The organism is Coraliomargarita sinensis, assembly GCF_003185655.1.
Taxonomy (GTDB): Bacteria; Verrucomicrobiota; Verrucomicrobiia; order Opitutales; family Coraliomargaritaceae; genus Coraliomargarita_B; species Coraliomargarita_B sinensis.
This window is the reverse complement of the sequence record NZ_QHJQ01000001.1, coordinates 239,417-263,747: the sequence shown is the minus strand read 5'-3', so window position 1 is coordinate 263,747 and position 24,331 is coordinate 239,417. Positions and strand designations below refer to the sequence as shown.

Annotated in this window: 22 protein-coding genes; 11 read left to right on the top strand and 11 right to left on the bottom strand. The window is 55.9% G+C overall.

Features of this window, described 5'->3' with window-relative positions; translation table 11 throughout:
* Nucleotides 1-15: 15 nt before the first annotated feature.
* The 4 genes from DDZ13_RS01210 to DDZ13_RS01195 form a co-directional block, all read right to left on the bottom strand.
* Nucleotides 16-534 (bottom strand): Spy/CpxP family protein refolding chaperone, encoded by a 519-nt coding sequence (locus tag DDZ13_RS01210; RefSeq protein ID WP_110129598.1) that lies wholly within the window; start codon nt 532-534, stop codon nt 16-18.
* A gap of 168 nt (nt 535-702) precedes the next feature.
* Nucleotides 703-1,485 carry a hypothetical protein gene (locus DDZ13_RS01205; RefSeq protein WP_158279725.1) on the bottom strand — a complete coding sequence of 261 codons (783 nt, stop codon included), beginning with the start codon at nt 1,483-1,485 and terminating at the stop codon, nt 703-705.
* Between the two features lie 38 nt (nt 1,486-1,523).
* Nucleotides 1,524-2,540 carry a GTPase ObgE gene (gene obgE, locus DDZ13_RS01200; RefSeq protein WP_110129596.1) on the bottom strand — a complete coding sequence of 339 codons (1,017 nt, stop codon included), beginning with the start codon at nt 2,538-2,540 and terminating at the stop codon, nt 1,524-1,526.
* Nucleotides 2,541-2,585: 45 nt separating this feature from the next.
* Nucleotides 2,586-4,727 carry a protein-disulfide reductase DsbD family protein gene (locus tag DDZ13_RS01195; protein WP_158279724.1) on the bottom strand — a complete coding sequence of 714 codons (2,142 nt, stop codon included), beginning with the start codon at nt 4,725-4,727 and terminating at the stop codon, nt 2,586-2,588.
* 124 nt (nt 4,728-4,851) lie between these two features.
* Between DDZ13_RS01195 and DDZ13_RS01190 the strand changes: the two genes are divergently transcribed.
* From DDZ13_RS01190 to purN, 5 genes are all read left to right on the top strand, one after another.
* Nucleotides 4,852-5,373 carry a heme-binding protein gene (locus tag DDZ13_RS01190; protein ID WP_146209190.1) on the top strand — a complete coding sequence of 174 codons (522 nt, stop codon included), beginning with the start codon at nt 4,852-4,854 and terminating at the stop codon, nt 5,371-5,373.
* Complete coding sequence (locus tag DDZ13_RS01185; RefSeq protein WP_110129593.1) at nt 5,363-6,121, top strand: glycosyltransferase; 759 nt, start codon at nt 5,363-5,365, stop codon at nt 6,119-6,121. The genes DDZ13_RS01190 and DDZ13_RS01185 overlap by 11 nt, the downstream gene beginning before the upstream one ends.
* Before the next feature lie 77 nt (nt 6,122-6,198).
* Nucleotides 6,199-6,783 (top strand): nucleotide exchange factor GrpE, encoded by a 585-nt coding sequence (locus tag DDZ13_RS01180; protein ID WP_110129592.1) that lies wholly within the window; start codon nt 6,199-6,201, stop codon nt 6,781-6,783.
* Between the two features lie 6 nt (nt 6,784-6,789).
* Entirely contained in the window at nt 6,790-7,947 is a 1,158-nt protein-coding gene (gene dnaJ / locus DDZ13_RS01175; RefSeq protein ID WP_199221022.1) for a molecular chaperone DnaJ, read from the top strand.
* A gap of 110 nt (nt 7,948-8,057) precedes the next feature.
* A complete protein-coding gene (purN, locus tag DDZ13_RS01170; RefSeq protein WP_110129590.1) occupies nt 8,058-8,657 on the top strand; it encodes a phosphoribosylglycinamide formyltransferase in 600 nt (199 codons plus the stop codon).
* A 282-nt stretch (nt 8,658-8,939) separates the two neighbouring features.
* On the opposite strand, the gene ahr is transcribed toward purN, so the two are convergent.
* Nucleotides 8,940-9,941 carry an NADPH-dependent aldehyde reductase Ahr gene (ahr, locus tag DDZ13_RS01165; protein ID WP_110129589.1) on the bottom strand — a complete coding sequence of 334 codons (1,002 nt, stop codon included), beginning with the start codon at nt 9,939-9,941 and terminating at the stop codon, nt 8,940-8,942.
* A gap of 88 nt (nt 9,942-10,029) precedes the next feature.
* Between ahr and DDZ13_RS01160 the strand changes: the two genes are divergently transcribed.
* A complete protein-coding gene (locus DDZ13_RS01160; protein WP_110129588.1) occupies nt 10,030-10,926 on the top strand; it encodes a 50S ribosomal protein L11 methyltransferase in 897 nt (298 codons plus the stop codon).
* 52 nt (nt 10,927-10,978) lie between these two features.
* The gene (locus DDZ13_RS01155) at nt 10,979-11,836 is read left to right on the top strand and encodes a helix-turn-helix domain-containing protein (protein ID WP_110129587.1); all 858 of its coding nucleotides are present in this window, start codon (nt 10,979-10,981) and stop codon (nt 11,834-11,836) included.
* A gap of 165 nt (nt 11,837-12,001) precedes the next feature.
* Here the strand turns inward: DDZ13_RS01155 and folE2 are convergent, their stop codons facing one another.
* Nucleotides 12,002-12,982: a GTP cyclohydrolase FolE2 gene (gene folE2 / locus DDZ13_RS01150; protein WP_110129586.1), complete on the bottom strand. Its 981-nt coding sequence runs from the start codon at nt 12,980-12,982 to the stop codon at nt 12,002-12,004.
* 382 nt (nt 12,983-13,364) lie between these two features.
* Here folE2 and DDZ13_RS01145 point away from each other — a divergent pair, with 382 nt between their 5' ends.
* From DDZ13_RS01145 to DDZ13_RS01130, 4 genes are all read left to right on the top strand, one after another.
* Entirely contained in the window at nt 13,365-13,769 is a 405-nt protein-coding gene (locus DDZ13_RS01145; RefSeq protein WP_110129585.1) for a GxxExxY protein, read from the top strand.
* A gap of 145 nt (nt 13,770-13,914) precedes the next feature.
* Nucleotides 13,915-14,724, top strand: coding sequence for an MBL fold metallo-hydrolase (locus DDZ13_RS01140; protein WP_110129584.1), 810 nt, complete (start codon nt 13,915-13,917; stop codon nt 14,722-14,724).
* Between the two features lie 12 nt (nt 14,725-14,736).
* The gene (gene pyk / locus DDZ13_RS01135) at nt 14,737-16,161 is read left to right on the top strand and encodes a pyruvate kinase (RefSeq protein WP_110129583.1); all 1,425 of its coding nucleotides are present in this window, start codon (nt 14,737-14,739) and stop codon (nt 16,159-16,161) included.
* 317 nt (nt 16,162-16,478) lie between these two features.
* The gene (locus tag DDZ13_RS01130; RefSeq protein WP_110129582.1) at nt 16,479-16,955 is read left to right on the top strand and encodes a hypothetical protein; all 477 of its coding nucleotides are present in this window, start codon (nt 16,479-16,481) and stop codon (nt 16,953-16,955) included.
* Between the two features lie 652 nt (nt 16,956-17,607).
* On the opposite strand, the gene DDZ13_RS01125 is transcribed toward DDZ13_RS01130, so the two are convergent.
* From DDZ13_RS01125 to DDZ13_RS01110, 5 genes are all read right to left on the bottom strand, one after another.
* On the bottom strand, nt 17,608-18,225 hold the full coding sequence (locus DDZ13_RS01125) for a hypothetical protein (protein WP_146209189.1): 618 nt from the start codon (nt 18,223-18,225) through the stop codon (nt 17,608-17,610).
* A 38-nt stretch (nt 18,226-18,263) separates the two neighbouring features.
* Nucleotides 18,264-19,211, bottom strand: a complete 948-nt coding sequence (locus DDZ13_RS15290) for a hypothetical protein (RefSeq protein ID WP_146209188.1) — start codon at nt 19,209-19,211, stop codon at nt 18,264-18,266.
* A 104-nt stretch (nt 19,212-19,315) separates the two neighbouring features.
* Nucleotides 19,316-21,388 carry a hypothetical protein gene (locus tag DDZ13_RS01120; protein WP_110129580.1) on the bottom strand — a complete coding sequence of 691 codons (2,073 nt, stop codon included), beginning with the start codon at nt 21,386-21,388 and terminating at the stop codon, nt 19,316-19,318.
* 254 nt (nt 21,389-21,642) lie between these two features.
* A complete protein-coding gene (locus DDZ13_RS01115) occupies nt 21,643-22,935 on the bottom strand; it encodes a sensor histidine kinase (RefSeq protein WP_110129579.1) in 1,293 nt (430 codons plus the stop codon).
* 446 nt (nt 22,936-23,381) lie between these two features.
* Nucleotides 23,382-24,083 carry a response regulator gene (locus DDZ13_RS01110; protein ID WP_110129578.1) on the bottom strand — a complete coding sequence of 234 codons (702 nt, stop codon included), beginning with the start codon at nt 24,081-24,083 and terminating at the stop codon, nt 23,382-23,384.
* Nucleotides 24,084-24,331: the final 248 nt, after the last annotated feature.

Here is a 24,331-nt window from a genome sequence, read left to right as displayed (position 1 = left end):
CGTCAGTCTGCTTGATTACTTCGCCGGAGCGACTCCCGCTCCCGGTTGTGGCTGTTGCTGCTGCTGTTGCAACTGCTGCTGGATTTGGCGCTGCATCTGTTGCTGACGCATTTGTTGCTGCATTTGCTGTTGCTGGCGCTGCATTTCTTCCAGCTGCTGACGCTGTTCCTCTGTAAATACAGCATCAACCTTGGACTGCAGAATGATTGACGACGCAGTCATCTCGCCCTCAAGGGTCCCCAGTTCGGAGGCCTTTTCGCGAATGGCGGCCTCGTCAAAGTCGGGTCCGGATAGTTCGACGAGCTCCGCTTGAACTGCTTGAGCCTCGGTCTGCAGGCGTTCGATCTTGGGCTCGATTTCGGCGACGATATCGCGAATCTCCTGCTCCTGGGTGTCACTTAAGCCCACAAGCTCGGCGAGCTGGGAAATTTGGTCCGGTTGCTGTGCGGGGGCCGCAGGAGCCTGTGCGAACGTTTGCAAGGACACGCCCATGCTGAGCGCTAGGATAGATAGAATTTGTCGGGTGAATTTCATACTTTAATAAGTTTATGGTTTTTTCCGGATGTTCCGGTGGGTGTAGGCTTTTTTTGCGACAAGCCTGTGAACCGTGCACGCTCACACGTGCACCCGAGCAGGGTCAAAGAGAAAAATCGCTGGGAGGGAGGCCTCGTTACCGGGTCAACAAGCTCAGAGACAAATTTATTAGTTGGCGTAGGAAGAACTGCTACCGCTGGATTTCAGCCTGCGCTTGAAGTCCTCGTCAAAGATCTGGCCTTTTTTGCAGCTGTATAAGTGCTTTGATTTGAGGAACTTATCTTTCGTAGCGTCTTCGTAGATGACTTCCCCTTTCGAGTTTTTCAGTGTCATCGCATAACCGCTGTATTTGTAACCGTACTCGTAATCGTAGTTAAAATAATTACTGTCATACTCGTAATGCCTGAGCCGAAAAGCGTCGGGTTCCAAAACGATTTCCTCGCGCTCTTTCAGATCCGTCTTAATGCTGCTGGCAGAAACCACTTTCATTTGCCCCTTGTAGCGCATGTCGTCTGCAAAAATCACCAGACGCAGTTCATTCCCCTTAAAAGTCTGGGATTCATTGTTTTCGATCGTCACTTCCGGATAAAAGATTTTTGTTTTATCGTCGGATTCCGAGTACCAACTGGAGTGCCCGCTGGAGCGTGTTTTGGTATCAATCTTAATCTCCACATCAATGCGCGCTTGCTTGTGCAGGATCTGTCTTTCAGCGACAACCTCACCCCACCACTTACGAATGTATTTTTGATCGGACTGGCTGAAGGCGGAAAGCTTCGCGTCGATTTTGCGCCCGTTCCTGAGCTGCATCCGGATAATGCTGTCTTCCTTTTTCAACTCGATCAGCTTGGCTTCAACCGAGTCCCCGAAATCGTTCGTAAACGTGCGAAATTCAGCATGCACAAAAGATATGCTGATGCTGAAAAGAAGCAAAAATGGAACGACACGGGACATAGTGTGTACGCGAACGTTACTAACGGCTTACCCCGGGGTCAATCCTCTTCACGTTCCGCACGGCGTATTTCCAGCACTTCCGCCAGAAGGGCCTGCTTCAATTCCTCGAACCCCTCGTCGGATACACAGGAAATTGGATAGACGGTCTCTTTCACCTTTTTTCGGAAGCTTGCCAGGTTATCCGGAGCGTCCGGTTCGTCCATTTTGTTCGCACAAACCAGCACCGGCTTACGAACCAGCCCCGGCATGTACAACTTGAGCTCCTTTTGCAGCACGCGGTAATCCGAAATCGGCTCACGCCCGTCGGTGCCCTGCATATCAATCATGACCAGAAGCACCTTGCAGCGTTCGACATGCTTGAGGAAGCGGTGCCCGAGCCCCTTGTTTTTACTGGCTCCTTCGATGAGGCCGGGAATATCGGCCAGCGTGATCCGCTCAAACTGATCGGGGTACTCCAGCACGCCCACCGTCGGAAACATGGTGGTGAAGGGGTATGCGCCCGTTTTCGGGTGCGCATTGGTCATCATGTTCAGCAAAGTGGACTTACCCGCATTGGGAAAGCCGATCAGACCGACATCGGCGATGGTCTTGATGATGAGACGAAACTCCCCTTCCTCGCCCGGTTTGCCGAGGGTAAATTGCCGTGGCGCCTGATTGGTGGAGGACTTGAACTGGGCGTTGCCTTTACCGCCATCGCCACCTTCGAGCAGGAGCACTTCTTCGCCATGTTCGGTCACCTCGGCGATCGGATCGCCCGTCTCCCGGTCCACCACGATGGTCCCGACGGGCAGCTTAAGCGTCAGGTGGCTGCCTTTGGCGCCGTGTTGATCACTGCCCCGGCCGGGCTCGCCGTTCTTGGCGCGCCACCCGGGCTTGAAGTGGAAATCCGTCAGATCCGCGACATTGGTATCGCCCACAATGTACACATTGCCACCGCGGCCACCATCGCCGCCATCGGGTCCGCCCTTGGGCTCATACTTGGCACGGCGGAAGCTGAAGCAGCCGTCGCCGCCCTTGCCCGCCTTTAAAGTCACGTTGACCTCGTCATAAAACATGCCCCGTTTTTGCCGCTGCGAGCAGACATAGCAAATCTAATTCGGCTAATCCTCAAAGAGGCCTTCGACCGCCTCCCGGATAATCCCGTTGGTCAAATTCTGCGGTAGCACCGAAACCTCGCCCTCCGGGCTATAGAGCAAATAGAGGGGCACGCCGGACCGCCCGAACTTTTCCAGTTCGGCCGTAATCGCGGCATCCCGGCGGGTCCAGTCGGCCGAAAGACTGACGACGTCGTACTCTTCAAACAACGCGTGGGTTTCATCCGTGCGCAGCGCCGTCTTTTTATTCACCTGGCAGATCAGGCACCAGGTGGCCGTAAAATCGACAAAGACCGGCTTCCCCTCGGCGATCGCCTGCTCGACAGCCTCCTTGCTCCAGGGGGCCCAGTGCCCGTCTTCAGTAGCCGCTCCGGCAACACCGCGGGTAAAGTTGTCGTAGGCCGCATCGATCGCACGCAAGCCCCAGAAAGCACCGGCTACAAGCAGTAGAATCGTTATGCTCCGGGCAATGATCCGCGACTTGAATGATTTCCCCGGTGCCGCCCAGCGCCCGTAGACCCAGGCCGCGATTGCAGAGACCAGCAGGACAACGAGCATCACCGTGATGGCGGCGCCCCCCCCCAGCTGTCCGAGTAGATAAAGTAGAAAGACCAGCGCAGCCAGGAGGAGGAAGCCCATCGATTGTTTGAAGGTTTCCATCCAGGGGCCCGGCTTGGGCAGGTACGCCACCAGCTTGGGAAAGATGGCCAGGAAAAGAAATGGCGAGGCCATACCGAAGCCGAGCATGGCAAAGATGAATAGCCCGGTGAAGGTATTGGTCTGAAGCGCGACCCCGCTGACGCCACCGACAAAGGGCCCTACACAGGGCGCCCCTACAACCGCAGCCAGGACTCCGACTCCGAAAGAGCCGAATAGGTCCTTACGCCCGGCAACTTTGGCATCGGCCCCGACCAGTCCGGAACCAATCTCAAAGACCCCCAGCAAGTTGAGCCCGAAGAGGAAAAAAACGAGTCCGAGTACCAGCACAAATCCCGGATTTTGCAGTTGAAAGCCCCAGCCGATACTTTCGCCCAGTGCCCGAAGGCTGAACAGCACCGCCGCCAGGAGAATGAAGCTGGCCACCACACCGAGCGTATAAGCGATCCCGTGCGCCAAAGCGTGGCTGCGGGACTGCCCGCTGTGATTCAGCAGCGAAAACACCTTGAGCGAGAGCACCGGCAGGACACAGGGCATGACATTGAGAATCAAGCCGCCGACGAAAGCGAGGAGGAGCCAGCCCAGGAGGCCGAAGTCCAACAGCTTTTGCTCCAGCCCCCCGGGGGAGGCGGCCACTGACACCTCTGCGGACTCGGCGGACGAGGCGGCCCGGCTGGACTGGGACTTGACCGGGACCACCGCATGCCAGCTTTGGTCCGGCGACCGCAGCACACCTTTGATTTTGCCGGGCTCTTGATCAAAAAAGGCAAAGTCAAGGGGAAGGCTCAGACGGCCGGTGCCGTCGGCGATGGTGTAAGGCTGGTCGGCGTTGGGATCGAGCATGCTCGCTTCCGCTGCGTAGAAATAAAGCGATTCCGGCAGGTCGGCACCGGAAATCTCCACCGTCAGTGTTTTCTCATCCATGGCGATGGGCGTCACCTCGAAGGGGACCTCCTCTCCGGGCTGAGCCTCACGTGCGCGTTCAAAGACCGCGGAATCGGCACTCGGTTTTTGAGTCGTACCACTGCGTAGCGTTAGCTCCAGGCTGGCATCACCCGGCAGGCAAATTTCTTTACAGATGAGAAAGCTGAGGTCGAGCCGGACCGGAATCTCGGCTCCGGGCTCAAGATCCGACGGGGCCACCACCGGCACGACCAGCGTGGCGGTATCCTTAAAACCGTAGCTGACCAGGCCTTCGAGGGAAATACGCTCGGGGGCGGGCCAGACGATTTCGCCGGCTTCAAAGCCGTCGGGCAGTTTCCAGTCCAACTCGGGCGGCAGGCCACTGGCCCCCGGGTTCTCCCAGTAGATGTGCCACTCCGGTTCCATGTCGAAGGTCACGGCCAGCTGGAAGGTCTGCCCCGGCACGATCTCGCTGCTGTCCGAAACCAGGTCGATCGTGGTATGGACCGATTGCACCGGCTCGGCCTGCAGCGACAAGGCCGCGAGACAAAAAAAGCTGACGGCGCGTGTGAATTCTTTGAAACGCATGCAGTCAAGATGCACCGCCGAAAGAATTATTCCAACCCTCAAGCGCATTCACCGCCTGTAAGGCAGAGACGCCGAAACATGATTCTTCCTCGTGAAATACTACTATCTGCTTATATTGATCAGTATGAGCCTACAAAGCACAACGCATGCGGATCAGCAGGCCTTCCCCCAAACGGAGGTGGGTGCGACGGAGTTGAAGACCATTCCCGCCAGCCGCATGATTGTCTCTGAGTGCAAGGATCATTATTTTTCCGAGAATAACGGACTCTTTCGCCCGCTCTTTCGCTACATCAGCCGGAATGATATCGCCATGACGACTCCGGTCGAAGCGGAAATGATGCCGGGCCGGATGTATTTTTATATCGGCGCGGATGCCAGTCACCGCGAGCTTTCCTCCACCGACGAGGTGAAAGTGGTCGATTTGCCCGAACGCTTGGTTGCCAGCATCGGCGTGCGCGGAGGCTACACCAGGGAGAATTTCAATGCAGCACGCAAACAACTGCAGGCTTGGCTGAACTCCCATCCCACCCATAAAGCCGACGGGGAGGCCCGGGGCGTATTCTGGAACGGGCCCTATGTCCCCTGGTTTTTGAAGCGTTTTGAAGTGCACCTGCCAGTGATCGAACGGAGTCAGAATGCCGACTGATTCGAAAATCAACACCGAGCCGAGCTACTCGGTCATCATTCCCGCGTTCAACGAAGCGCAGGAACTCCCAGCCACCCTGGCGGCGGTCCGCACGGCGATGTCCGCGCAGGCGGTTCCCGGAGAGATCGTCGTCGTGGACAACAATTCCACCGACGATACGGCGGATGTGGCCCGTGCCCATGGTGCCGACCACGTTGTCTTTGAACCGGTCAACCAGATCGCCCGCGCCCGGAACAGCGGGGCGAATCAAAGCCGGGGCCGCCATTTGATCTTTGTCGATGCCGACACCCGCATCTCCCCCGGCCTGTTGGCGGAGAGTCTGGACATGCTTGCTTCCGGGCGCTTTGTCGGCGGCGGCTCGATCATTCAGTTCGAGGGGCCGATCAGCGCGGTCGGTCGCTTCGGGATCGGCCTGTGGGAACGCATCTCCAAACTCACGCAAATCGCGGCCGGGAGCTACCTCTTCTGCCGGGCCGATGCGTTTCGCGAGGTCGATGGATTTGACGAACGACTCTACGCCAGCGAAGAAGTGCGACTCTCCCGCCTCCTCAAGAAATGGGGCCGGCGGAAAGGGCTCCGCTTCGAAATCATCCGTTCCTCCCCCGCCCGGACCTCGGCCCGCAAGCTGAACTGGTATTCCGGCCCGCAAATTCTGGGCTGGGTTTTCTTTATGATGCTTTTTCCCCTCGCCGTGCGCTGGCGAAAGCTCTGCGGCTTCTGGTATCGACGCCCGGAAGTGCATTCTTGATCTCTGCTAAATAATCCCCACACTTCCGCGCTCACTTTGAAACCGGCAGTGACCGTAACTGTCGTACACGACACACTATGAAAGACAAAGAGACCAAGGAAACCGAAGAATTTGAGGAGACCTCCGCCGCAGCCGAAGTGGAAGTTGAGCCGGAGGCTGCCGCCGAGGAAGCAAGCGCCGCCGAGCCTGAGCTCAGCGAGCTGGAAAAAGCGCAGGCGGAAGCCGCCGAGATGAAGGCACGCTACCTTCGCTCCGTGGCCGATCTGGAGAATTACCGCAAACGCATGGGCCGCGAGAAGCAGGACATCATTCGCAGTGCCGCCGCCGGCGTCATCGAGGAGCTGCTGCCTGTGCTCGACACCATGAAGCTCGGCCTCCAGGCCGCCGAGAACCATCCGGAGGCAAAGGATGTGACGATCGGCTTCAAAATGGTCGACGACCAACTCAAGAAAACGCTGGCCGAACAGGGCCTCGAAGAATTGATCCCCGACGGCGAGCGCTTCGATCCGAACCTGCACGAATGTGTGGCCCATCAGCCCTCCGACGAGGTGGAGGAAGACCATGTCATCGAGACCGCGCGCGCCGGCTATCGCCTGAACGATCGCCTGATCCGGGCGGCCAACGTGATCGTCTCCAGCGGTCCAGCGAAAGAAGAAAGCTAAAACATTATGGCATCCGGAGATTACTACGAACTCCTGGGCGTTTCACGCGACGCTTCGGCGGATGAACTGAAAAAGGCCTATCGCAAACTGGCGGTCAAATACCACCCGGACAAAAATCCCGGCGACGCCAAAGCGGAAGCTAAATTCAAAGAGATTTCCGAAGCCTACGACGTGCTGAAGGACGAGGATAAGCGTGCCGCCTACGACCGTTACGGCCACGCGGCCTTCACCCAGGGCGGTATGGGCCGCGCCGGCGGAGGTGGCGGCGGCGGATTCGCCGGGCACGATCCGTTCGATATCTTCCGCGAAGCCTTCGGTGGCGGCGGCGGTGGCGGCATCTTCGAAGAATTCTTCGGCGGTGGCGGCGGGCATGCCGGTGGCGGTGGAGCGGCCCACGGCGCGGACCTACGCTACGATCTGGAAATTACTTTGGAAGAGGCGGCCAAGGGCACCGAGAAGGAAATTCGTTACCGTCGTCCGGTGGCCTGCAAAAAGTGCAGCGGCAGTGGTGCGGAGCCCGGCTCGAAAAAGGTCACCTGCCAGACCTGTGGCGGGGCCGGACAGGTCACGTCCAACCGTGGTTTTATCAGTTTCCGTCAAGTCTGCCCCAGCTGTCAGGGCGCGGGCCAGACCATCGAAAAGCCCTGCACGGATTGCCGGGGTGAAGGCCGCGTCATGGACAGCAGCACGGTCAATGTGCGCATTCCTGCCGGTGTGGCCACGGGTTCCAAACTGCGCTCCAGCGGCAAAGGTGAGGCCGGACAAATGGGCGGCCAGGCAGGCGATCTTTACATCATCATCCACGTCAAAGAGCACGAGCTCTTCGAGCGCCGCGATAATGACCTTTTCTGTGAAGTGCCGATCAAATTCACACTCGCCGCACTGGGCGGCTCGATTGATGTGCCCACCCTCTTCGGGAAAGGAAACTTGAAAATCCCCCCCGGCACACAAAGCGGCACGACTTTCCGGCTGCGCGATCAGGGCATCCCCGCACTGCGCGGTGGCCGCAAGGGAGATCTGCTCATCCGTGTGCAGGTGGAAGTGCCCACCAAACTAAACAGCGAGCAAAAGGCGAAACTCGAGGAGTATGCCGAAGCTTGCGGGGATCCGGCCAATCCGGTCAGCGAATCGTTCGTCGAAAAAGCTAAAAACTTCTTCCAGTAAGGCCGCACGCGCCGTTCAACAGTTATCCGATTGCCGGTTTTCGTTCAAAGTCAGGGGAACCCGAAAATCCGATGCGCCCACTTTCACATTAACTTTCACTTCTCACTCAAATGGCCTATCCTATTGTCATTCTCGGATCCGGCAGGGGCTCCAATGCGGAAGCATTGCTCAAGGCCGAAGCTTCAAAAAAACTGGGAGCGGCCAAGATCGCTGCGGTCATCAGTGATGTGGAGGATGCCCGCATCCTTTCGCTCGGACAGAAGTTCAAAGTGCCCGCGATCTACCTGGATCCGGGCAAGTCCGGCCCGCGCCTGAGCCAGGACGCCGAGGACGCCTACATCGAGCGGATCGAGAGCTTCTCGCCCAAGCTCATCGTGCTGGCGGGCTTCATGCGCATCCTCCGGGCGAAATTCATCGAGGCCTTCGAGGGCCGTGTGATCAACCTGCACCCCAGCCTGCTCCCCAGCTTTAAGGGTTCCGACGGGATTCGGGATGCTCACGATTTCGGCGTTAAAATTACTGGTTGCACCGTCCACTGGGTGACCCCGGCGCTCGATGCCGGACCGATCATCGACCAAAAAGAAGTGCGGGTCGAGGATGCGGATACGGTCGATCTGCTGGCGAAAAAGATCCACATCGCCGAGCACCGCCTCCTCCCCGATGTGGTGGCGCGCTTGAGCAAAGGAAAGATCAAGCCGCCGAAGGGTTGATGCTTCAACACCGGCAGGACTCCCGCTCTTGTCCGGCGTGGCTCATTCGACGACAAAGACCCATTTTCATAATCCCTTCCTCCCTGCTCTAGCGCAGCGGTTGTGAATTAAATTAATTTCCTATGTCAGACTCTGCTGGGGAAGTCAGATTACAGAGCGCCGTCACCGTGGTTTCGCCCTGTGACCCCGCGGGGACTAGCGCAACCGTTTGCACGGACGGGCAGCCGGCTAAAGCGGGCTGCCTACGTTGACCGACCGTACATCCCGGTAAAGCAACTTTAGTTAGTGGCTCATCACCACGCGGTAGCGGGCCTGGCCATTTTCGAGATGCGCCAGGGCTTCGTTCACCTGATCGAATTTAAAGTGTTCCACCACCGGTTTGATTTCATGGGCCGCGGCAAACTCCAGCATTCGGGCAATGGTGGCGGGGCTGCCCACCGGTGAACCGGAGACCGAACGCTGGGCCATGATCAGGGAGAAAACACCCAATTTGATCGGCTCCAGAGTCGCCCCCACAAAGTGCAGGCGCCCTTTCGGTTTCAGCGTGTTGACATAAGCCTCCCAATCGAGTTTCACATTCACAGTCGACAGGACCAAGTCGAAGCTCCCGGCCGCCGCTTCGAGCTCGCCCGCATCACGGGAGTTAAGCGTCTTGTGCGCACCGAGCTCGAGCGCTTCCGTGCGCTTGGCCTCGCTGGAGGTGAAAGCCGTCACTTCGCAGCCCCAGGCATTGAGAAAGGCGAGCGCTAGATGGCCCAGCCCCCCGATCCCGATGACCGCGACCTTGGATGTCGGGCTGATCTCGTATTGCACCAGTGGATTGAAGACCGTGATCCCGCCACAAAAAAGCGGGCCTGCCGTCGCGGGGTCCACGCCGTCAGGCAGTGGAATAACACTGGTCGCCTCTGCGCGCACCTTGTCAGCAAAGCCACCGTGACGCCCCACGATCGTCTGGTCCGCCTGTGAACAGAGGTTATGATCCCCGGACAAACAGCTGGGGCAGGTTTCACAGTAGCCGGCATGCCAGCCCAGGCCAACCACCTGGCCGACCGAAAGATGCGTCACATCACTGCCGACTGCTGCGATCGTCCCCGCGACTTCGTGCCCCGGGACAAAAGGATAGGAGGTCAGGCCCCAGTCATTGTTCAACATGCTGAGATCGCTGTGGCAGAGCCCGCAATAATCGACTTTGATTTCCACCTCTTTCGCCCCGAGCGGGCCCGGGTCGTATTCAAAAGGTTCAAGTTTGGCTCCGGGTTCCTGTGCGGCGTAGGCATGAATCATTTTGAGTGGTCCTTTCGATGGTTGATTTCTGTTGGCAAGCACAACTGTGCCATCAACAGTACGAGACGCAACTTCGTGATTAAATAACGTGAGCACACAAACCGAACTCCGCGCCATTGTCCCGGCCGAACTGGCCGACCGACTGGAAGCCTATTTCTTTGAAACCGAAACCATCTATTGGGGTGTGATGCAACGCGAGCGCGACGACCCCTACGAAGTCTTCGGCTTCTTTCCGGACGAGCCTACCGCCGATGCCGAACTGGCGACGCTTCGGGAGGAATTTCCCGAACTGCCGGAGGACTTTGCCCTCAGCACCATCAACGATGCCGACTGGCAGAACGCCTACAAGGAGTTCGTCAAACCGTGGAGCGACCGCCAACTCCATTGGATTCCACTTTGGGAACGAGACAATATATCGCCGCCCGAGGGAGACGGCGTGGTCTACCTCGATGCCGGGATGGCCTTCGGTACGGGCGCTCACGAGACCACCCGCCTGTGCGCCCGCCGCCTGCTGGACTACAGGGAGGCTCATCCGGATCAAGTCGACACGATCGACCTGATCGATGCCGGCTGCGGCTCCGGGGTGCTTGCTCTCTCGGCCGCAGCACTCGGGTTTAAAAATATTTATGCCTTTGATTTCGACCCGGAAGCGATCCGCGTCTGTGAAGAAAACGTGGTGGAGAACAACCACATCACCACTCCGATCACGTTTGTGGTGGCGGATTTGGAAGCGGGCCTGAAGGCACGCCAGGCCGACCTGATTCTCGCCAATATTCAGACCGATGTCTTGATCCCCTATTCCGACCACCTCGTGCATGCCGTTGCCGCAGGCGGCACCCTCGCCCTGAGCGGGATCCTGGCCAAGGAGCTGGAACAGGTGTCGGCGCATTACCAATCGCGCTTCGAAGAGCTGGAGCTCGGCCCGGTCCAACTCGACTCACGTATCGATGGCGAATGGGCGGATTTGTTGATTCAGCGTGGCTAGAGAAGATTCATGCTTGCGGTTGCTGCTTACCAAGCTCAAATAGGTGACATTCATGCAAACTATCGGGGAACGACTGGAAGAAGCACGCAAGCGCAAGGGCATCTCTCTACGCGAGGCAGCCGAAGCGACCAAGATCCGCAGTGATTTCCTTTCGAGTATCGAACAAAACAAATTCGATTTCGATCTTCCGGATATTTACAAGCGCGGCTTTCTGAAAAACTACGCGCGCTACCTGAAGCTGGATGTCGAAAAGACCCTGACCGACTACAACGCGCAACAGCTAAGCAACACCCGATTGGGTAAAAAGTCCGGAGCCGAATGGTTCGGGCAAATGGAAGTCAAGAAGCCGGAACGGGCTGACGCACCAGAGGCCGAAGAAGAAAGCTCGCCTTCACTCGGACGTATCTCTCCAAGACCGGGCCCGGCCGTCGAGGAATCTGACGACGAGGATGAAGCACCCGAACGTGAGGACGAGAGCGATAAAACGTTTTACCTTAAAATCGGGCTGATTTTTGTGGGGACACTGGCCCTGGTCTTTGTCGTATTTGGTCTCATTTGGGCCATCCTCGGCAGTGGCGGCAGCGAGAGCTCGGAGCCGGTTGAACCCGAACTCCGCGAAACCTCCAGCGCCAGTGACATGTTGACCGGTGGCGGGGAGAATTCCGAGACCCCGGCCAGCAGTAACTCCGTCACCCTGCGTGCCAGCGGTAATGTTTATGTGCTCGTGCGCCAGAAAGAAGATGATACCGAGCTTTATCGGAAGACCATGAGCGAAGGCGAAAGCGTGACTTTGGAAAAAAGCGGCCCGGTGGATATTCTCTTTACCGCCGGTGAGTTTCTCACCATTGAACACGGCGGCGAGCGCATGCGCCCGAGTTCCTCGGGCACGGCGAAGATTACGATCCCGTAAGCGGCACTTCCGGCAGTAGAGGCTGCGCTTGCGCATGCCTGTATTCTACGTCCGTGCTCACCATACATAACTGAATGGTTTTAATCCCGACCTTTGCCTTCTGACCTCTGACGACTCTTTCTAGAGTAATAATTTATGGCATACTGGCATCTGCAAGCGGAGCCACTACCGGATCAGGCTCTTGAAGTCGTCGAACTGACCGGTAAAGCCACCCGGTACGCCTTTGTTGATCACGGCGACCGCATCGTGCGAGTGCAGGGATTCGAGGTGGGCGCAGGCCACTTGGAAATCCACGATCTTGGGCTCGGCGTCCAGTTGCTCGTAGAGCAGGCGTGCGGCATCCTCCACAAATTTGGTAAAGGCGCCGTTCATTTCGGCAAAGGCCTGCTCGTCTTCGCGCTTAACCATGACCTGTGTCTCCGTCTGCAGCGCCTCCAGGCAGATGGCCTGCAGCTCTTCGATGGAAAGGTGCTGCCCGTCGGCGATCTCCACGCTCACCCGTGCAGTGCTACGCTGCGAATGCGGGATTCCATAAACGTCGCGGCTTTCGCGGGCATGCTCGGAAAGCTCGGAGGAGCAGGGGCAGGCGGAAGAGTAAATAAAATCGAAGTGGATGTATTTACGGAAGCGGTTCAACTCGTCGATTTTACCTTCAAAACCGGAGCGGTAGTATTGCCAGCCCTGTAAGCCGCTGCGCAGGCTGGACTTCATGATGGGATATTCGAAGTCGAGCCGCAGCTGGGCCCGGTGGGCGTGAATCTGCTTTTTGTATTCCGTCAAGACCTCGCGCAGGAGGTCCGGCGTGAAAATACGGTCCTCAAAATCGTAGAAAACCCGCATGATCCGCGACATATTGATCCCCTTCTGATTGGCCTCCAATGAGACGGTACCCGTCACCGAGGTTTCCAGGGTATGGGTGTCCGAACTTGATGTGATGTAGCGCAGCGGTAGCCGGAAGTTGGAAATCCCGACCTTCAGAATGGGCACGTTGGCGCCGTAAATTTCCAGGGCGTCGGCATTCTGCATGTCAGGCAGCCCCGCGCGGTAGGCATCCGAAAGCACGAAGTTCTTGTCATAGAACTTGCTCGGCTGTGCACGCGGCTGATCCAACTGGTCCCGCGAAGACTGACTGTTATCGCTGCTCATGTCTAAAAATCGCTGTGGGCGGGCTGCCCTTACATCATAATACTCTGTCGGAAGAAGGCATCATGCGCAAGCCTCCGGCGCGAGATTCGGACCTGGGAGGAAAAAGACTCCCCCGCCCGCTGGCAAGCGCATAAGAGAGGTATCAGAAGACAGAGGCCGGAGGGCAGAAGCAGACGTGCAAAATCAATGACTCAAAATATCTTTGAACGCCCCGATTTAGTTGAAGCAGGCAATGTCGAAATAATTTGGCGTCATTCCCGGCCTACCTCTGCCCTCTCTCTTCTGATATTATTTTACAACCGCTGCGCTAGAGAGCCCTTCGGGCGAGGAAGGGAGGGAAGCTTTCAGTTACCATCAGCAACGATTGTTAAAAGTTCATTTCATGGACGAATACACTGAACTCACTGGGATCATTGTTGGCGCGGCCATGGAGGTGCATAGCCACTGGGGGCCTGGGCTTATTGAGAGTATTTACGAGAAAAGCCTCGCACATGAGCTTAAGCTGCGCGGTATCGAAGTGAGGCGGCAGGTGAAGCTTCAACTTAAATACAAAGACCTTGAATTGGATGAGGATTTCACTCTCGACCTGATCGCGGATGGGAAAGTCATTGTCGAACTGAAAGTCGTCAAAGAACTTGCGGCGATACACCAAGCGCAACTTATAACCTACATGAAGCGGACAGACTGCAAAGTCGGACTTTTGATCAACTTCAATGTCGTCATCTTAAAGAGGGTATTCGGCGTCTCTCGCTTCCCAAGTAAACAACTCCCTTCCTCCCCTCTCTAACGAAGCGGTTGTAAAAATCATTCTTTTCCCCGAGCGATATGGATGGGATGTTGCATCGACACTCCGGTCCGGAAACTGCCAATCTTATGAGTCGAACGCATTAATGCTTTACCGGCCGGGCCCGTCGCTTACAAATTCAGAGTTCATGTCGGTCAGCTTCAGGATACTCGGTTCAAGTAGCAGTGGCAACTGCGCGCTTCTCCAAACCGCGCATACCAAGGTCCTGCTCGACGCCGGTTTTTCGGCCAAACGGATCGAGCAAATGCTGGAAAGCATCGGCGAATCCATTGATTCGATCGATGCCGTCTTTCTCACTCACGAGCACGGCGACCATGCCCAGGGCCTGCGCGGGCTCGCCAAGCGCAGCGATTTGCCGGTCTATGCCAACCGCGATACCGCCGACGCCGTGCAGGCGAAATACTGCCGCAAGCGGGTGAACTGGCAGCATTTTCAAACCGGCACGGCCTTTCCGTTCCGCGATCTGCGTGTCCGTTCTTTTCGGCTGCCGCACGACGCCTTCGACCCGGTCGGGTTTACCTTTTCCTGGGGCGAGGAGGGCGACCTGTTTGCCCGCCCGGGCAGCCTGGCCTGGATTACCGACCTCGGCTACGTACCGGCCCATGTGCGGGAGCATATCCGGGAGGTGGACACTCTGGTGATCGAGGCGAACTACGACGAGGAACTCCTCGAACGCGACGAAAGACGCCCCTGGTCGATCAAACAGCGCATTCGTGGGCGGCACGGTCATCTTTCGAATTCGGCCACCTACGAGGCGCTGGAAGCCATCCTCCCACAAAGCCGCCTGCAAAAAGTCTATTTGGGGCACCTGAGTAAGGATTGTAATAACGTCGCCCTCGTACAGGAAAAGTTTGCCGGGCTCGGAGACAAATTGTCTGTTGAGGTCGTCGATCCCGAGATCGGCACCTCCCCTGCTATGCTCAAGCAAGCTATTTGAGGCAGAAACCACATGCAACGCGCACACCAGAAAACCAAAATCATTTTCACCATCGGTCCGGCCACGCAGGACGAGGCGACCCTTGAGAAACTCATTCTTGCGGGTGTCGACATCTGCCGGATCAATATGGCGCATGCCGACCATGACTGGTCGCGCGAGATTATCCGCCGCGTGCGCAAGGTGTGCGATCGCGTGGGCCGTCATATTGCCATCCTTATGGATGTAAAGGGGCCGGAAATCCGCACCGGCGATGTCCCGGAATCCTACCAACTGAAGGAAGGCGAGATCTTCGACTTCACCTTTGGCAAGGGGGTCGGCAGCACGGGCGAGGACGGTGTCCGCCGCGTGGATGTCAACTACCCGAGTTTTGCCAACGACATGAATGTGGGTGATACCGTGCTGGTCGACAGCGGCCTGATTCGTCTGGAAGTGCTGGAAATCGACGGGCAGCGGGTCCGCTGCAAAGTCCTCATCCCCGGCCCCATGGGGAACCGTCGCCACATCAACCTTCCCGGGATCCGGGTCAACCTGCCCGCATTGACGAAAAAAGATCAGGGCGATGTCGATGTCGGGATCGAGGAAGCCATCGACTTTTTCGCCCTCTCCTTCGTCCGGGAGGCCAAAGACCTCGAGGAGTTCCACGCCTATCTGGAAAAGCACGGTTCCAGTGCCAAGATTATCGCCAAAATCGAGGATCAACAGGCGATCAGTAATCTGGTCGATATCATTAAAGCTTCCGACGGTCTGATGGTGGCACGTGGCGACCTGGGGATCGAATGCCCCTTTGAAGACCTGCCCATTATCCAGACCGAGGCCATCAATTGCTGCATCCGCAATACCAAACCGGTCATCGTCGCCACCCACATGCTCGAGTCGATGATCGAGTCGCCCCTCCCCACCCGCGCGGAAGTCACCGATATCGCCAACGCCATTCGCGAACAGGCGGACTGTGTCATGCTCTCCGGGGAAACCACGGTCGGGAAATATCCGGTTGAATGCGTGGAAACCATTAAGCGTATCGCCCAGCGCATCGAGTCGGAAGAAGGAACGGACGTGATCCGCAAGGACATTCCGCTGCACCTGCCCCGCTCCATGATGCTGCGCTCCGCCGCCTACCTGGCCGCCGACCTGAACGGAGCCCTCATGGTGTTCACCCGCCGCGGGATCTTTGCCCAAAAGCTCTCTTCGCTCCGTTGCAGTGTGCCGATTTACGCGTTTACCGATAATCCGGTCCTTTTTAAGCAGCTTCTGATTATGCGCGGCGTCGAGCCCACCTTCATGGAGTTCGACCACGACCACGAAACCACCATCCAACGCGGCTTCGAGCGCCTCACCCATTCCGGCTGGTGCAAGCCCGGCGACCCCATGGTCGTGATCACCAAAATGTACGCCGGCGAGAAACTCATCGACAGCACCCAGATACGCGAAATCGAGTAAGCGGTCGAGACGTGATTCACATCACGTCACTACGATGGGAGGAACTCGTGCCGAAAATTGATTCACGTAGCGAACTGACGCCAGTCAGGTCGAAAAACCGAAATGTGCGGGATTGCGTCACCTTGGGGACGTGATCGGCATCACATCGCTGCGATGATTTCTCTTCCATGTAATATCTGATCCGCGCAACAAACCCGCCTTCCGACCCGAGCTTGTTGAGGTGGTGCCAGCGAGGTCGAGAAACAACATCGACAGCTGCGATGCGAGGTGCATTTAATGTCCCCAGTACCGGTTGCCAAAAATCAACCCACTCAGTTATGGATAAACTCAAGGCACTCCTTCTACCCCTGGCCATGGTCTTCGCAGCCATCGCCATATTTGAGTTCGGGGCCCGCTACGGGGCTTCCAACACACGGGCCATCGCCTTAACTGGTCAGCTGAACAACTTCGTCAATCTGTATGAACAGGTGGGGGCCAATGCCGACCCACAATCAAAAGCCAATCTGGAAGCGGTCATCGATAATCATCTCGTGACGGCTGCGTTGGAACGCAACGCCTGGTATCTCCGCTTTAAGCATGAGCCCAAAGCCAGTTTGGAAAAGGCACTTTCCCATGCCCTCGAAATTCGCGGGGATTCGGTTCTCGAACGCTTTGAGACCATGCATGCTTCAGCCGATAAAGAGGGCGCCAAATTAAGTGGGGCCCGTATGGATGAGATTCGTCAGGCCTTAAAAAAGGCACAAGCCGAACTCAGCGACCCGAAAACGGAACCCGCACAAGAGAGTGCGGAATAGTGTTCCTTCGACACAAAATTACGCCCGTACAAGTCAACGGCGTTCTGACGGATGTGAAAAAAGTAGTCGGCAGGATTCAGAATAGCCAAATCGGATCGAATCCGATAAGTATTTCTACTTTTCTTCGAAGTGTTTTTGTCCGACAGAGCCGGAGACCGCTAATATTCGCTAACTTTACGCTTATGTCGTAGATCCCGCCAGTGGAAACTCGCATGGTGAAGCGGGAGGGGCTGACTCTCTTTTTATTCACTTCCCAATAAGTTCATAAGCGGTGTCAAAATGCTACGCCATCTCCGGCAGGCCTCCATCTCTTCTACATCAAATTTCCTCTCGTCGTCCGCACGACCTAGTGGAAGTAATTCGCCATCACACAAGAGCCCTCCAGCACCCACGCGCATTGTATAGAGGGCTCAAACATCGCTCGGACGCTTGCTGTCTGCCATCGTTGATGGACAGATCTTGCCGATTGTTCCCCGGTGAAGATGCGGTCGATCCCGTTCTCCCTCTTGATCCGTATACTGCGGGCCATCAAAGAGGCTAATTTTACAAACGAACCAGGGTTAACTACAGGAGATACCACATGACTTCTTTTTGTTGGTTAACAAAAAAAGCCCCACACTAGGTGGGGCTTTGTAAAATCTATATGTCGTGCTTAGCTGCGACGGCGCACCATCACCCAAGCAAGACCGAAGCAGCCGGCAATTAAAGCAAATGCAGACGGTTCTGGAACTGCCTGTAGCGTCAATGAACCGAGTGAACCAAGATATTCAGTATCCCAGGAGTTACCGCCATTAAAATTAACTGTCAGAGTAGCAAGTTCAACTACTGTCGTCGTACTACCAACTAACCCAACTTGATCGCCACTGGTAAGGTTATCAAAACTACTTGAACTCGTAATCAATAGAAGAGGAGTGTCCCCGACAGTACCTTCTTTATCATTCAAACCATAATCATTGACCCCTGCAAGAATGCCGCTTGCTTGAGGAACCGCTGTCCATGCGATAGATCCGAGAGTTGTATTAAGGCCCTCTAGATCTGATGTACTGTTAAAATTAGATAGACCTGTTTCAAAATTCGTCAACGAAGCACCCTGAGCAAAGCCCGCCCAGACGGTAAAATTATCTCTAATATCAACGGAGTTGTCAGAGTTCCGAAATACATTACCTGAAGCCGTGAACAACTCACCCTTCTCGACGGTAAAGTTGATATTCTGGCCCAATAACGATGACGAAACTAAAAGTAATGCAAGAATTCCTGTTTTTATTTTCATAATGTTAAGTAGATATTTTATTAAAGACAGTGCTACATTTATTCTGCGCTGGTGTAAGCTGCTGGCAGCAGAACACCATCTGTGCCTGAAGGTGTAGCAATAACTAGTGCATCGTTGGCAGATACAAGATCGTCATCGCCATTATCTGTACCATCGCGAACAAATGTTTTACCAGTCCCCAATCCGAGCACTGCACTATCGAAAATTTCGTATCCTGCAGTTGTCGTGAGATTTCCATCGGATGATTTGACTGAAATCGTAGTACCAATCGGAAGATCACCAAATGCCTGCTTCATTGTAATTCCTTCTGATGGATTAAGCGTCCCTGCAATGGAAAACGTACCACCAAAAGGAACCTTAATAGAATCTGTGGACACAGCGCCAGTTACTACAAGCGATGTAGTAGGACCATTGTTTGATAATACAAATCCTTCGCCTGGAAGGATCGCGACCCCAGAAGCGTCTTCAGAGGCTGAATCTGCCCAAAGCCCATCAGGCAACCCCAACGTTGATGCCGAGAAGTAAGTAAATGATTCGCGATTACCTTCAGACGTAAAAACAACTAGTGAGGTGCCATCTGTGAATTCAGGTGAAGCTTTGACATCTGATAATGTTAAATGTGGTCGGACACACAAAATATCGCCAACAGCTAAGCCAGAAATTGCCGGAGAAACTTCTACAGTACCTTCTCCGACACTCGTAATGGTCGCAATTTCCCCCTCCGCGTTATCTGACTCAGTTACTTGTACGTACATAAAGTCTGTTCCTAAGTCAGGGAAAGCCGCGCTTATTGTGCCGCCATCCACTGCAGTTACAGCACCTTGAAAAATCTTAGATTTTTGCAGTGGCAATGAAATTAAGTTAGTACCTGATGGCGCATCTATAGTCACGTAACCGATCGGATCAGTTTCAGCTGCGCTCAGCGATGAAGTCGAAAAAAGAGCCGCCCCTGCGAGCAGCACGGAAAAAATGGTCGGGGTCTTCATAATTAAATAATTGTTGGGTTAATCTAGGAGCACAAGGTTAATGCGCAAGTTCAAATTCGTGTAAATGGTGTTCTAAGGTAAACAGTCTAATTAATATAAGATGTTTATGGCGTGATCGCAACACTCAGTTTTGCGAATTTCTTCGTATCCGGCGACTTGGGCACGGTGACCGTCACGGTGTCGAAGCCTACTTCGGGGTCATCCTTGCTCACCGAGACGCCCTCGTCGGATTCGGCAGTATCCGCTCCCACGGAGTAGGCATCCGGCCAGGTCGAAAGATCGGTCCCGACATCGACGGTCACGGCGGTGTTCGGGTGGATGGAGGCCTGGTCGCGCACAAAGGTAAAAATCAGGTTGGTTGCGTCCACGGTGCTGTTGGGGGCTTTCCCCGCATCGTCGGTGGCGTCGGTGGGGTCGCCGCCCAAAACATATTCCACCGCGGATTCCAGGCCGCCGTTATCGAAGTCGAGGTCCTCGGTGGTATCGGTGAAGCCCACGAAGTCGCCGGCCCAGGTGGCGTAGTCGGTACCACCCCCGAGAGAGGTAATGTTGATCACGAGGTCGTTGCCGACAATAGACGGGGCATCCGCACTCCAGCCACTGGGCAGGTTGACCGTGCCGGGGATGTTTGCATTGGCGAAACCACCGGCTGCGGTGAGCAGAGTGTAAGTCCCGGTAGTCGCGTCCTCGCTGCTGGCGGTGATGTTGAGCACACATCCGCTTGCGTTCTCGAAAGTCAATGTCCCCACGACATCCAGTTTATCGTGGCTCCCGGGAGCGGTGCTGATGTCAAAGCTGAGTCCACTGGTGTTTTCGACGGTCACATTGCCGCCGATGATGCCAGTGCCGCCGAGCAGCGAGCCGGACCGCACGTCAGTCAAGCCTGTCGCAGCAGTCTGATCACCATTAACGAGAAGGGTGCCTTCATAGATGTCGGTGTTCGTCGTATGTAGGTTGGTTGCGTCAAGAACCATGGTTCCGGCACCGTATTTGCGGAAGGGCTGGCCCATGTCGGCGGGCAGCACTTTATCCAAGGTGAAGGTATGATCGGCTTCGACGATGTTGAAACGGGCACCCTTATCCGGGGTGACGGCGAAGGGGCGTGCGCCAAAGTCGGTAAAGGTGTTCCCGGTGATGACGAGTGTGCCCTCGCCGTATTCCGTCGTGCCGCTGCCGAAGAGTAGCTCGCCGGTGATGTTCCCGAGTTGGGAATTGTCGCTTACCGTAAGATTGCCCCCCATGATACGCGTGCCACCGGTATGGGTTTGGGCGGCATCGATAATGAGTGCAGAGCTGCCGGAGCCGATGGCAAGGAAAGCCCCCGTGCCCAGTGCGAGGTCGGAGTCCACCGTGAATGCGAAGTTGCGGGGATCAAATCCGGCATTTTCGTCGGTGGTGAAGGTGAGGGGGTGAGCCGCATTGAACTCGCTCACGCTGGCATAGGGAAAGTCGGGCAGCAGTCGAAGCGATCCACCTGAGACAACCAGGGGCGTGCCGCTTCCGGAGCCATCATCGAAAGGCGTGCCAATTTCCGTGACGGTTTCACCATCGTTCGGTAAGCCATCGATCACTAGATTACCTTTGCCGGCGTGAATGTTCATCGCCGCGTGGTTCGTGACATCCTCGATAATAAGATTGTCGGCGTATTCATTCAGCCAGGTCATGCTGATAGTAGCGCCCGTCAGTTCAACAGTCGGAAGCCTGTGAGTGCCATTTGTCCCGTGGTAGTAGGAGCCTTCCGCCGAAAAATTGAGCACCGGATTTGTTCCGGCAACCCAGTTGGGTACGCTGCTAGCAAAGTAGATACTATTCGCACTGACTGTGCCATCGATCGTGATTACACCATCGAAGCCATCGACGAGAGGATCGGGGTCAGGATCGAGATCCACATTTGTGGAGGTACCGAAAAAGATATTGTCAGCCGTGGTGGTGGAGACGTCCGGGTTGCCGGAAATCGCGGTCGACCCAGTTGAATCCGTGCTGAAGCCACTGGTGGCGGTGCTGGGGGTCGGGGTCAGCCAGGTGCCATCGGCAGAACCGAACCCTGAGGTTCCATCGTTGCTGTCCCAGTAGTAATCGACAGCGGAGGCAGAGGTGAGGGCGAGCAGCGAGCCGCCCGCGATGATTGACAGGTAACGCACAGCGGTGCGGCAGGACTTCGTTCTGCGATTCATCATAGAGTTAGGGTTGTTAGGGTTATTTGTAGACTTCCAAGAATTTCAGGAAACTCAAAAAAATCTATGAAGCGTAAGGTGAACAAGTCCCTAATGATAAAAACTTACAATCCAACCATGCCCTTTTACGGCATAGCTGGGAGCTAGGAGAAGAACCGGCTGAACAAGCGCGCAAAAGGCATGCCCACAGCGCGTCATCACCTCATAGCGAGCGAATACCACAGGCGCACCGTCGGTGACTTCTCACACCCCTTGTATCAAGAATCCGCAGGTAACTCGCAGGTATACGGGAGCGTAAAGACGATCTGCGTCCCGCCGCTCTCGCTGCGCTGGGCCCGCACGGTGCCGCCGTGGAGCTGAATGATGTGCTTGACGATGCTCAGCCCCAGCCCGGTGCCACCCCGCTCGCGTGAGCGGCCTTTATCGACCCGGTAAAAGCGCTCAAACACGTGCGAGAGGTCTTTTTCGGGAATACCAGGGCCATCATCTTGGACCGAGCAAACCACCAGGTCCGCCGATTCGTCGAGTCTCACTTTCAGATCGATCCGGGTAAACTCCGGCGCGTAGCGAAAAACATTTTCGATTAGATTATCCAGCACCTGATTCACACGGAACCGGTCGAAGGCAAAGTCCCCCACCCGCTCATCGTAGTCCAGTTCGATGAGCTGAGTCCCGGACCCGATTCGGGCGCGGTAGTTCTCGATCGTGTCCTCCAGCAGGCTTTTGAGTGATTGCACGACCGGCTCGAGTTGATCCGGCTTCGACTCGAGCCGCGAGAGCGTGAGCAAATCCTCCACCAGAACGTTGAGGCGTTCGGCATTATCGACGATTTTTCCCAGAAAGCGTACCCGGGACTCGGGCGTGATGGATTTGTCATCCTCGACCAAAGTCTCGGCAAAGCCTTTGATGATCGTCAGCGGTGTACGCAACTCGTGGGAAACATTGGCCACGAAGTCGCGCCGCATCACCTCCAGCTTTTTGAGTTGGGTGATATCGTGCAGGACCAGGAGCGTGGAACTGCCCTTATGCCCTTCCACGCTGCGTACAGGGGCACAGGAGGCTTCAAACCACAGCGTCTCATTATCCTGTTCGAGATGGATCTGACGCGGCTTCCCGCCTTCGGATTCCTCCGGGTCATCCAGAAGTTCCAGCAAGGTGAGCGAGCGCATGACGCCGTCGAGCCGCAGCCCGTTGAGGGACTGCCCCCCACGAAAGAGAAACTCGGCCGCCCGGTTGGCAAACTCCACCTTGCGCTCCTCGTTGAAGACAATCACCACTTCCTGCACCGCCCGCAGCATGGCCTCCACTTGCTTCGAGTAGCCGGCATTCTGAGCCTCGTGGTGATTCGAACGATCAATCGCGGCATTGAGCTCACGCACCAGCGTGTCCACCCCCAGCGACTTCAGCTTGCGCTCGGACTCCTGCGGCAGCAGACGCCGCTTGGCCCGGGCCGCGTCCGCCAGCTCACGCACCAGCCGCCGCAAGTGCAGCATGCGCCGCAGAAGCAGCGCGAGCAAGACGAGGGCGGCGAATAGAAGAAACCAGGACATTATATAAGAGGCCGGAAGTCAGAAGACAGAAGACAGAGAAATTTTAAACCGTTAATTGACGTTAATTTGTGTGCGAGTGAAGGCATAGACGTCGACTAATCGAGCCTATGTCGTCGATCAGAAACACATGTAGGGGGTGCCGTTCGACCAGGTTAGACTGCCCATCGCTACAAAATTAGTGTGGAAGAGTGCAACTTTCAGCAAGCCGCTCGCTACATCTAGACCCAAGCCCCGCACTCTCTCCAATCCTTGCAACGGTTTCTCACTGAGTTCGTACTGCCCTCATCGAGTTGCCCTTGTTGTTCTTTCGATACAGACATCCCCATATCGACCTAACTGTAAGCCAGAACGCCACCCCTTGCATGACTAAACGATTCATATTCTCTGCATTCACGTCAATTAACGGTTAAAAAACCGCTTCGGACTCGTTACCACATGTGGGCGGATCACAGATCCACAGCCCGGTAGCCGACACCACGAACAGTTTCAATTAAATTGGCATAAGGGCCCAACTTTTCCCGCACGCGACGGACGTGGGTATCGACGGTTCTGGTTTCGATATCGGTATCGTAGTGCCAGACGTTCACCAGCAAGTGTTCCCGCGACTGCACCCTCCCCTTCCGCTCCATCAGGAGTTTGAGCAGGCGGAACTCGGTGGCAGTGAGCGGAACGTTCTCCCCGTCCACCGTCAGTTGGTGAATTTCCTCATCGATGACCACACCGGCAATCTCGATCCGGTTCACCTCGGCGACGGCACCGACCCGCTGCCCGCGATTGAGAATATTGCCTACTCTTAACAATAACTCTTTGGTATTGAATGGCTTAGAAATATAGTCGTCCGCGCCGGTTTCCAGCCCCTTGATCCGGTCTTCAGCTTCGCCCTTCGCGGTCAGGAAGATGATCGGGATATCCTTCATGGCCGGATCCGAACGGGCGATGCGGCAGAGCTGCAAGCCGTTCAGCTCAGGCATCATGATGTCGAGGATCATGAGGTCCGGCTCGAACTCACGCACCTTGGAAACAAAGGAAAGCGGATCATTCAGAACCGTCACTTTGTAATCCTCCTGCTCGAGTTTATACTCAAGCAGCTCGGTCACGTCCGGTTCATCATCCAGGACCAAAATACGCTTCAATTTAGAGGTGTTCATTTTCTCTCCAATAATTCTCGATATGTCATTTCAGACGTTCAGTGCCAGTCGAAAGCACGATTTTGTAACAATTCAGTTAGTAGCAAAGAGGGTTCAATCCGCGTCAATGCTATACAACTGCTTGAATGCTACATCGATACGGATTTTACCTGAATGACACACCCGTGTGACTTACCTGTAACATAGCCCCAAACAGCCACTCGGATAAGAAGGTTTTGGACAACCGCTGCACTAGAGGAGAGAGCTTT

Coding starts and splice junctions, on each gene's coding strand:
- DDZ13_RS01145 (WP_110129585.1), top strand. CDS start 13,365: ATGGACGAATACACTGAACTCACTGGGATCATTGTTGGCGCGGCCATG.
- DDZ13_RS01210 (WP_110129598.1), bottom strand. CDS start 534: ATGAAATTCACCCGACAAATTCTATCTATCCTAGCGCTCAGCATGGGC.
- ahr (WP_110129589.1), bottom strand. CDS start 9,941: ATGATTCATGCCTACGCCGCACAGGAACCCGGAGCCAAACTTGAACCT.
- DDZ13_RS01180 (WP_110129592.1), top strand. CDS start 6,199: ATGAAAGACAAAGAGACCAAGGAAACCGAAGAATTTGAGGAGACCTCC.
- DDZ13_RS01205 (WP_158279725.1), bottom strand. CDS start 1,485: ATGTCCCGTGTCGTTCCATTTTTGCTTCTTTTCAGCATCAGCATATCT.
- pyk (WP_110129583.1), top strand. CDS start 14,737: ATGCAACGCGCACACCAGAAAACCAAAATCATTTTCACCATCGGTCCG.
- obgE (WP_110129596.1), bottom strand. CDS start 2,540: ATGTTTTATGACGAGGTCAACGTGACTTTAAAGGCGGGCAAGGGCGGC.
- DDZ13_RS01125 (WP_146209189.1), bottom strand. CDS start 18,225: ATGAAAATAAAAACAGGAATTCTTGCATTACTTTTAGTTTCGTCATCG.
- DDZ13_RS01140 (WP_110129584.1), top strand. CDS start 13,915: ATGTCGGTCAGCTTCAGGATACTCGGTTCAAGTAGCAGTGGCAACTGC.
- DDZ13_RS15290 (WP_146209188.1), bottom strand. CDS start 19,211: ATGAAGACCCCGACCATTTTTTCCGTGCTGCTCGCAGGGGCGGCTCTT.
- DDZ13_RS01185 (WP_110129593.1), top strand. CDS start 5,363: ATGCCGACTGATTCGAAAATCAACACCGAGCCGAGCTACTCGGTCATC.
- DDZ13_RS01190 (WP_146209190.1), top strand. CDS start 4,852: ATGAGCCTACAAAGCACAACGCATGCGGATCAGCAGGCCTTCCCCCAA.
- DDZ13_RS01115 (WP_110129579.1), bottom strand. CDS start 22,935: ATGTCCTGGTTTCTTCTATTCGCCGCCCTCGTCTTGCTCGCGCTGCTT.
- DDZ13_RS01155 (WP_110129587.1), top strand. CDS start 10,979: ATGCAAACTATCGGGGAACGACTGGAAGAAGCACGCAAGCGCAAGGGC.
- dnaJ (WP_199221022.1), top strand. CDS start 6,790: ATGGCATCCGGAGATTACTACGAACTCCTGGGCGTTTCACGCGACGCT.
- purN (WP_110129590.1), top strand. CDS start 8,058: ATGGCCTATCCTATTGTCATTCTCGGATCCGGCAGGGGCTCCAATGCG.
- folE2 (WP_110129586.1), bottom strand. CDS start 12,982: ATGAGCAGCGATAACAGTCAGTCTTCGCGGGACCAGTTGGATCAGCCG.
- DDZ13_RS01130 (WP_110129582.1), top strand. CDS start 16,479: ATGGATAAACTCAAGGCACTCCTTCTACCCCTGGCCATGGTCTTCGCA.
- DDZ13_RS01195 (WP_158279724.1), bottom strand. CDS start 4,727: ATGCGTTTCAAAGAATTCACACGCGCCGTCAGCTTTTTTTGTCTCGCG.
- DDZ13_RS01110 (WP_110129578.1), bottom strand. CDS start 24,083: ATGAACACCTCTAAATTGAAGCGTATTTTGGTCCTGGATGATGAACCG.
- DDZ13_RS01120 (WP_110129580.1), bottom strand. CDS start 21,388: ATGATGAATCGCAGAACGAAGTCCTGCCGCACCGCTGTGCGTTACCTG.